The sequence below is a fragment of the Rhodococcus sp. IEGM 1351 genome (assembly GCF_030056875.1).
Lineage (GTDB): Bacteria > Actinomycetota > Actinomycetes > Mycobacteriales > Mycobacteriaceae > Rhodococcus_F > Rhodococcus_F opacus.
On the sequence record NZ_JASHKU010000064.1, the window covers coordinates 1 to 7,462 of the forward strand.

Below are 7,462 nucleotides of genomic sequence, written 5' to 3' on the forward strand. Positions count from 1 at the left end.
ACACATACCCAGCATCACGCATCAAGCATCAAACATTAAGCAGACACGCTCTAGTACTGCAACGGCACTTGCTCGACAGGTACGCGATACTGATTGTGTGGTCCTCGATCTGGTTGCTGCCGAGTTGGAAGCGTTGCATGAGCGGATCTCCGGTCGGTTCGCCCGGTCGGAGCCGCGGTCCCGAGTCCGTGAATATGTGACGGGTTTGGTTGCAGGTCTGGAACGCAAGAACGGGTGGACCCTCGCCGAGCGCGCCGGCGAGATCAGCCCGGACGGGATGCAACGGTTGCTGCGGCGCGCGGACTGGGACGTCGACGGCGTCCGCGACGACGTCCGTGACTACGTGGTCGAACGCCTCGGCGATCCGGCCGGTGTACTGATCGTCGACGACACCGGATTCCTCAAGAAGGGCACCCGCTCGGCCGGGGTGCAACGCCAGTACTCGGGCACCGCCGGACGGGTGGAAAACTGCCAGATCGGGGTCTTCCTCGCCTACGCCAGCGGCGCCGGCCACGCCTTGATCGACCGGGAGCTGTACTTGCCCGAATCCTGGACCTCCGACCGCGACCGGTGCCGCGCCGCCGGCATCACTGACGACATCGAGTTCGCGACCAAACCGAGACTGGCGCAACACATGATCGAACGCGCCCTCGACGCACAGGTCCCGTTCTCCTGGGTCACCGCGGACGAGGCCTACGGGCAGGTGAAGTACCTGCGGGTCTGGCTCGAGGAACGCGATATTTCCTACGTCCTGGCCACGCGCTGCAACGACGACGTGTTCACCCCGCACGGTCGCGCCGGTCGCGCCGACGAGATGATCGCCGCGGTCCCGCCGAAGCAGTGGCGCCGGATCTCCGTCGGCGACGGCGCGCACGGCCGGCGCGAATACTCCTGGGTGCGGATCCCGATCCGGATCGCCTGGGCACCCGGGCGCGGGCACTGGCTGCTCGCCCGCCGATCCCTCTCCGATCCGACCGAGATCGCGTACTACATCTGCGCCGGACCCCGCCGCACCACGCTCACCGAACTCGCCACCATCGCCGGCTCCCGGTGGCGGGTCGAGGAATGCTTCCAGCAGGCCAAGAACGAGGCCGGCCTCGACCAGTACCAGGTACGCACCTACCGGGCCTGGTACGCCCACATCACCTTGTCGATGCTCGCCCTCGCCTGGCTCGCCGCGACGAAAACCGAAGCGATAAAAGGGGAATCGGGATCGAAGATCAGGGCATGATCGCGTACACGCTACCCGAGATCCGCCGCCTGCTCGTGCAACTGATCCTGCGACACGCCCACCCGGACGAGCACATCTGGTCCTGGTCGAACTGGCGACGGCGCCGACAACACCAGGCCCGCACCTCCCACTACCGACGTCGCGGACACCTCCCATAAGTGCCGTTGCAGTACTAGTCAGGATGGCGCGGTGGAGAATTCTCCACTTCTGACATTACTCAAGACACAGAACGTGAGAGTCCTTCAATCTATTGGTATTTCGATTCCCGCCAGCGCCTGCCTGTATATGGTTTTCACCTACCTCGGTATACATCTCGCGAGGGAAAATGATCTGGGGACCAGCGAAGTTGCGTGGATCTCGGCAGGCATTATCGCCTGCATTACTATCCTGATGCCAGTGTACGGGTTGATCACCGACCGTGTCGGGGCGCTCAAGGCCTATACAGGTGGGATTATCGCGTGCATCGTGTTGATCTTCCCGGTTCTCCACCTGACAGCGACGGGAAGTCGAACTGTTGCGATCGGTTCCTTCCTGGTGTTTGGACTGGCAATGGCGATAGTGGTCGTAGCCGTATCGGCTGTCTTGCCATCTCTATTCGACTCGCGCACACGAGTAACCGGTGTCGCTCTGGCCAATAACTTCGCGAATCTCGTGACCGGCGGAACGGCGGCCTACGTATCCACATGGCTGATCCGAGAAACCGGTAGCGCTGTATCCCCTGGATTCTTTATCACTGCTACCTGCTTCGTCGGTTTCGTTGCGCTGCTCTCGATCAGGAGAGCTGGATCTGCGATCAAGAACTCCCAAGTCATGCAGTCCGTGCCTGCATCTTCGGTCGACATATGACTTCTACACCCCGTTCGCGCGTGGGGCGAAGGACGCATCTGTCTTCGACCGTCGAACGAGGAGAACAACAAAGGCAGTGACGAGTGTGGGACTGCCCCGGCCGTCTCCGACGAACTAGGGGTGGTACGCGCACGGACTGCGGCATCCTGGACTGACGGATCTGGGGGGTCGACATGCCGGAACAACGCCGACTCCGCCTCCGCTCTGGTCGCGAATGTCGTTGCGGATCAGTAGATGAATTCGATCTCGTGTGACCACAGATTTTCCGCGAGCGAGTTGTCGAAGCCGTCTCCGACGCTGCCGGGTGGGCGGGGCGATGCCGGCGTCCACGAGCCTCCGTGTGAACCACAGCGCCGTGTGGCGAGCCCGGTGGCGTGCCACCGCGAGGGATGCACGACAGCGATACGTTCGACATCCTGGCCTTCGCCTCTCAGTGCGAAAGGTCTTGATGAGCAATAGACAGATGCATGTGCTAACTAGTTGATGAGAAATGGTCGGGATTGATGTCCGCGAACGTACTTGCTCCGCCTGCCACCGGTAGTACCCGTAGCCCTGCTCTGATCACGGCGACGCTCGCCGGATGCGGCGTGATCTGCTCGTTCATGCAGACGCTCATGGTCCCACTCGTTCCCGAACTTCCGCGGTTGCTCTCGACGAGCCCTTCCAATGCGTCGTGGATCGTTACCGCCACGCTCCTGGCGGGCGCCGTCTTCACCCCGATCTCGGGACGCCTCGGCGACATCTTCGGTAAGAAGAGGGTGGCGCTCGTCCTGCTCGGCGCGATCCTGGTCGGCTCGCTACTGGCGGCAGTGACTACCACCCTTATCCCGATGATCGTGGGTCGAGCCTTCCAGGGTGCCGGCCTGGGCATGATCTCACTGGGAATCGGCATGCTGCGCGATACCATCCCGCCCGAGCGACTGGGCCGGTCCGTTGCGTTGATGAGCTCCACACTGGGAGTGGGTGCGGCCGTGGGAATGCCGCTGTCGGCGTTCGCTACACAGCATTACAACTGGCACATGTTGTTCTGGATGTCGGGAGCGCTCAGCGTCCTCGGTGCGGGGGCGCTGTGGGTGATCGTGCCGGCGGGTCCACGGCATCGGGACATGCGCTTCGACGTTGCGGGGGCACTCGGGTTGGCCGTCGGGCTCACGGGGCTGTTGCTGGCGGTCTCCAAGGGCAGTGATTGGGGCTGGGCCGCCGCGCCGACCCTCGTTTGTGCCCTGGGAGGACCACTCGTGCTGGTGGTCTGGGGGCGATACCAATGGCGCTCACGTAGTCCGCTCGTCGATCTACGCGTCAGCATCCGTCGTCCGGTGCTGCTGACGAACCTCGCGTCGATCGCTGTCGGTTTCGGTCTGTTCGCGTCGTCGGTGGTGCTGCCGCAACTGCTCGAGATGCCCGCCGTCACCGGGGTCGGGCTGGGGCAGTCGATGGTGGTGGCGAGCGTGTGCATGGTCCCGACCGGTCTGATCATGATGGCCGTCTCGCCGTTCGCCGCACGGGTCTCCGAGGCGCGCGGGCCCGCACCAGTCTGATCATCGGCGCTGCGACGATCGCGGCCGGATATGTTGTGGCACTGGTGTTGATGACGCAGGTGTGGCACATCGTGCTCGTCGGCTGCTTCATAGGTGTCGGGATCGGTTTTGCCTATGCGGCGCTGCCGACACTGATCATCCACTCGGTTCCAGAGCATGAGACTGGTGCCGCCAACGGCTTGAACACCTTGATGCGGTCGATCGGTACCTCCACCGCCAGTGCTGTCGCCGCCGTGCTCCTCGCACAGAATGTGGTGGCGGTGGGCGGCCACGAGTACACCACCGCAACTGGTTTGCGGCTTGCTTTCGCGGCGGCTGGACTCGCGGCGTTGGGAGCGCTCGCCATCGCCTGGTGCCTGCCGCGGCGCGAAAGGAATATCCCGACGCAAGCGTCGCACTCACCTGATATCTGCACAGAAACTTGCAGGTAAGCGGCGAATCGCCCGACTCTTGCTGGAATAGCCTGCGATAGTGCCTGAATCCGCACGAGCGTGACGGCTAGGCCGGCAAAGATGAGGGCCGTCGCCAGCACGACCTTATACAAGAGTGTGAGCAGGCCGACGATGTGGAAGGCGGGAGCACCGTGGGGCTTGTATTCACCGAGCAGCACGACGACGTGCGTGAGTTCGTACATTCCTCCTAGGCCAGCACGTAGGCGCCAACCAACTTCACGCACTCCCGAGGCGAATACCCATTCGACGCGAACGCGTGGTTGACGATGGCCGGACAACTGTGGATCCAAGGCCTAGTGGGGTTGGAGGGTTCGGCGGGTCCGGCTCGAACGCGCTCGAGGGCGCGAGCGGTTGTCCGAGGATGAGGAGCGCTCTACAAGGCTCCGACTCTCCACCTCCTGTACGCCGGGTGCTGCGCCTGACAGCCCCCGGCGTACAGGAGCGGCAGTACGAGTCGAAACCTTCTCGCCGAACGGGTGCCCGGCGTGCCCCGAAGATCCCGACTTCAAGACAAGCCAACTGACGTTGCCCTTCGGAAGGCCCCAGCCGGCCGTCAGCTCTTGTCGGTGGCTTCCCGCCTGGAAGGGTGGTGCTCAATGTGCAACCCATTGCACCACAGCCGCGTCGTGGTGTAGACGAGCTCCTCGAAGTCGACTCTTTCGTTGAGCACGAAGGTGGAGAACGCAATCCTGCTCGTCATACCGGAGAGCGCGCGCGAGGCCATCACGGAATCGAGGTCGGGATCGGCAAGACCTCGCGCCTGGAGATCCTTGATCCCAGAAGCGTTGCGTTCGATGAAGACCCGGCTGCGAGCCTGCCGCAACTCCCGGACATTGGGATCGATGTTCGCCACCTGCTCGAGCAGCTGCATGAGCTTCGCGTTGCGGCGGTAACTCTCGAAATACGCACGATTGCTCGCCTCGATGATCGCGGCCGGGTCGTCGACCCCATCGACGTGCTCCATCCCGGGGTGGAGCATCTCGTTCTTCGTCGCTTCCATGACAGCGGCGAAGATTTCCTCCTTGTCGTTGAAGTACGTGTAGAACGTCCCCGTGGAGCAGCTGGCTTCGGCGGTGATGTCGGTCAGCCGAGCGGCGAGATAGCCGTCGCGCTCGAAGATGACCCGCGCAGCGTCGACAAGGGCTTGGGGGGTGCGGATGCCCCGGCGTGTCACCGGTGGCCTGCGAGCAGTGGCTTCGGTCACGGAAGTCCTCCCTCGCACGGTTGGCCAGACGGCGGCATCCTTGGCGTCTGGCGCACGCCCAATGCATCAATATTGCATGGCCAGTGCGCAACCCGCGTGATCACCGCAGTCCGGCCCGCCGTCGCATCGGCACCCGCACTCCTGGCCCGCACAAGCGACCCGGCGAATCCAGAAACAGCAGCGTCTGCCTTCCTGTGCACTGGAATTTCATGTCGAGAACCTCGTCGCGCATCTGGGTGAGATGATCGTGGCTCCGACACACGGACGTCGCGGCACCGAGATGAGCTGTCGATACCTGAATTTCAAGCCGGGGCTGCGCCGGTATCTGCGGCGCACCCAGGCCAGGCTGATGCGCGTCGATGCCATCGCGGTTAAGACCTAGGCCAGGCCTGGACGGCAGGAGGCTGCTGCGCACCTCCGACACCACGCTGACTCCGGAGGGTCTGGCCGCTGCCTACAAGCAGCTGCTCGCTGTCGAACGCGGCCGGCGCGACATGGAGGGTCGCTGAAACTCCTCGGGCCGGTCCGCGGTCTCGAACGAGAAGTGGGAAGTCTCCAAATGTTCGCTGGGCATGCCCGCGACGTGCCACGTCCGGTTCAACACACTCATGAGACGACGACCCCCGAGATACGCGGAAGGAAGGTTCGCAGTCCCTCGTAGTGCATGACCTTGAGCGTATCGAGATGCTCGACGACCTCGGTGATCTTGCCGTCACGCCCACGCACGAAGAGCACGTACTCGTTCACGTATTCCTCATCGGTCGCCGAGACGGTCGAGCGGCAGGTGTAGCGGGCCACGCTGAACTCGCCGTCACCGAACTCGTGATGAATGTCGACCTTGAAGCCCGCAGACTTGCTGTACGGCCCCAGGGCGATCTTGTTGAACTCGAGGACGGCGTCCTTGCCCTCGTGGGTACCGCCGATCCGACCCAGGGTGACAGGCAGTGTCCAGCTGATGTCGTCGGCATACAGGTCCTGCATCGCCTCGACATTGCCCAGCGCGCGCGCCAGGTCTCCTGCAAGCGTGCTCATGTGGTGCTCTCCTTCAGACGAGGCTGGATTCGCGACCGGCGAAGTACTCCTCGCGCAGGATGCGCTCGAGCAAATAACCGGAGGGCCGCTTCTCGAACGATAGAGAGCGATCCCTTTCACGTCAATGATCCGGGGTGCCAGCACGGTGGCACTCACGGCGACGACAACCTGCTGAACCGGTCCAGCCGCAATGCCGAACCCGCCGGCGATGACGAGATGAAGGAGCGGTTGGCGGACGCCGCCGCGGGGCGCTCTCCGGCGCAGGTCTCGCCAACTTCGGTGAGAGCCGTTCTCGAATCCTGCAGTCCAGCAGCACGTGTCAAGAAGGCTTGTCGAGGGGTTGCGGGTCGGCGCACCCGACCATTCGAAGGGCAAGTTCGACGTAGCGAGCCGCGATAATGCGTGGGTCGGAGTAGGTGTGGGAGGGGAACCACCTGCTGACATCGACGCCGAGGGACGTGATTGCCAGCGCGGCGGCCTCGATGTCGAAGGGGTGAAAGTCGCCTGCCGTTGCGCCGACTTCGATGATCCGCTTGAACACCTTCGTGGTGGACCGGCGGATGTCCGCAATGATTGCGAAGTGCTCAGGCGAGAGCGAGCGTAGTTCGTACTGCGCGACCCGGGCGCTCGCGCGGTTGTCGGCGTGCCAGATCACGTAGGCCGTCACGGTCGACATCAGCCGGTCGGGCGCCGCGACGTCGGGGTAATCAGCGGCGGTGATGGCCGCGAGTACCGCATGGTGGCCCTCAAGGCTGATCGCGTAGAGAAGGGATTCCTTGGTCTTGTAGTGCGGGTATACGGCTCCTGGACTCATGTCGAGGCTGGCGGCGATCTCCCGGGTAGTGGTGGCGCCATACCCCTTGGCGGCGAACACCTCGATGGCCGCGGCGCGTATCCGCGCAGCGGCTTTCGAGGTACCCAGTTCGCTGACCGCTCCGGTTAGTGGTGCGTCCGTCACACTGTTGCCTCTCGGTTGGCGGGGTTGACAGGTCTCCTCTGGCACCGTCAGTATATGCAGGCGCATAGTAAATATGCGGTTGCATATTTTTGAGCTGCATAGCTTTCACACCTCCGTCGTCAGACGACCCGCACCCAGGAGTTCCGCATGCCCGAGGCTGTCATCGTTTCCATCGCCCGTTCGCCGATCGGTCGCGCCATG

The 7,462-nt window shown here is 63.5% G+C and carries 8 protein-coding genes and 1 pseudogene; 6 read left to right on the forward strand and 3 right to left on the reverse strand.

The features are described 5' to 3' along the window. The first annotated feature begins 97 nt into the window (after nt 1–97). From QM806_RS40645 to QM806_RS41525, 5 genes are all read left to right on the forward strand, one after another. Nucleotides 98–1,231: an IS701 family transposase gene (locus QM806_RS40645; RefSeq protein ID WP_283295015.1), complete on the forward strand. Its 1,134-nt coding sequence runs from the start codon at nt 98–100 to the stop codon at nt 1,229–1,231. Further along, nucleotides 1,228–1,389, forward strand: coding sequence for a hypothetical protein (locus QM806_RS40650; RefSeq protein ID WP_005569480.1), 162 nt, complete (start codon nt 1,228–1,230; stop codon nt 1,387–1,389). Before QM806_RS40645 ends, QM806_RS40650 begins: the two co-directional genes overlap by 4 nt. A gap of 31 nt (nt 1,390–1,420) precedes the next feature. Beyond that, nucleotides 1,421–2,077 carry an MFS transporter gene (locus tag QM806_RS40655; RefSeq protein WP_283295016.1) on the forward strand — a complete coding sequence of 219 codons (657 nt, stop codon included), beginning with the start codon at nt 1,421–1,423 and terminating at the stop codon, nt 2,075–2,077. A 503-nt stretch (nt 2,078–2,580) separates the two neighbouring features. Continuing rightward, entirely contained in the window at nt 2,581–3,615 is a 1,035-nt protein-coding gene (locus tag QM806_RS41520) for an MFS transporter (RefSeq protein ID WP_349307627.1), read from the forward strand. Nucleotides 3,616–3,650: 35 nt separating this feature from the next. Continuing rightward, complete coding sequence (locus tag QM806_RS41525) at nt 3,651–4,046, forward strand: MFS transporter (protein ID WP_349307628.1); 396 nt, start codon at nt 3,651–3,653, stop codon at nt 4,044–4,046. A 574-nt stretch (nt 4,047–4,620) separates the two neighbouring features. Here the strand turns inward: QM806_RS41525 and QM806_RS40665 are convergent. After that, the gene (locus QM806_RS40665; RefSeq protein WP_283295017.1) at nt 4,621–5,271 is read right to left on the reverse strand and encodes a TetR/AcrR family transcriptional regulator; all 651 of its coding nucleotides are present in this window, start codon (nt 5,269–5,271) and stop codon (nt 4,621–4,623) included. A 217-nt stretch (nt 5,272–5,488) separates the two neighbouring features. Here QM806_RS40665 and QM806_RS42030 point away from each other — a divergent pair. Continuing rightward, a pseudogene (locus tag QM806_RS42030) lies at nt 5,489–5,774 on the forward strand (IS1634 family transposase); the annotation flags it as partial. Between the two features lie 103 nt (nt 5,775–5,877). Here the strand turns inward: QM806_RS42030 and QM806_RS40670 are convergent. Both QM806_RS40670 and QM806_RS40675 read right to left on the reverse strand, forming a co-directional pair. Further along, nucleotides 5,878–6,303, reverse strand: a complete 426-nt coding sequence (locus QM806_RS40670) for a nuclear transport factor 2 family protein (RefSeq protein ID WP_283294893.1) — start codon at nt 6,301–6,303, stop codon at nt 5,878–5,880. A 319-nt stretch (nt 6,304–6,622) separates the two neighbouring features. Next, on the reverse strand, nt 6,623–7,261 hold the full coding sequence (locus QM806_RS40675) for a TetR/AcrR family transcriptional regulator (RefSeq protein ID WP_283295018.1): 639 nt from the start codon (nt 7,259–7,261) through the stop codon (nt 6,623–6,625). Between the last annotated feature and the right edge of the window lie 201 nt (nt 7,262–7,462).

Bases quoted from the DNA above. Each gene is read 5' to 3' on its own strand.
- QM806_RS40650 (WP_005569480.1), top strand. From the start codon at position 1,228: ATGATCGCGTACACGCTACCCGAGATCCGCCGCCTGCTCGTGCAACTG.
- QM806_RS41520 (WP_349307627.1), top strand. From the start codon at position 2,581: ATGTCCGCGAACGTACTTGCTCCGCCTGCCACCGGTAGTACCCGTAGC.
- QM806_RS40670 (WP_283294893.1), bottom strand. From the start codon at position 6,303: ATGAGCACGCTTGCAGGAGACCTGGCGCGCGCGCTGGGCAATGTCGAG.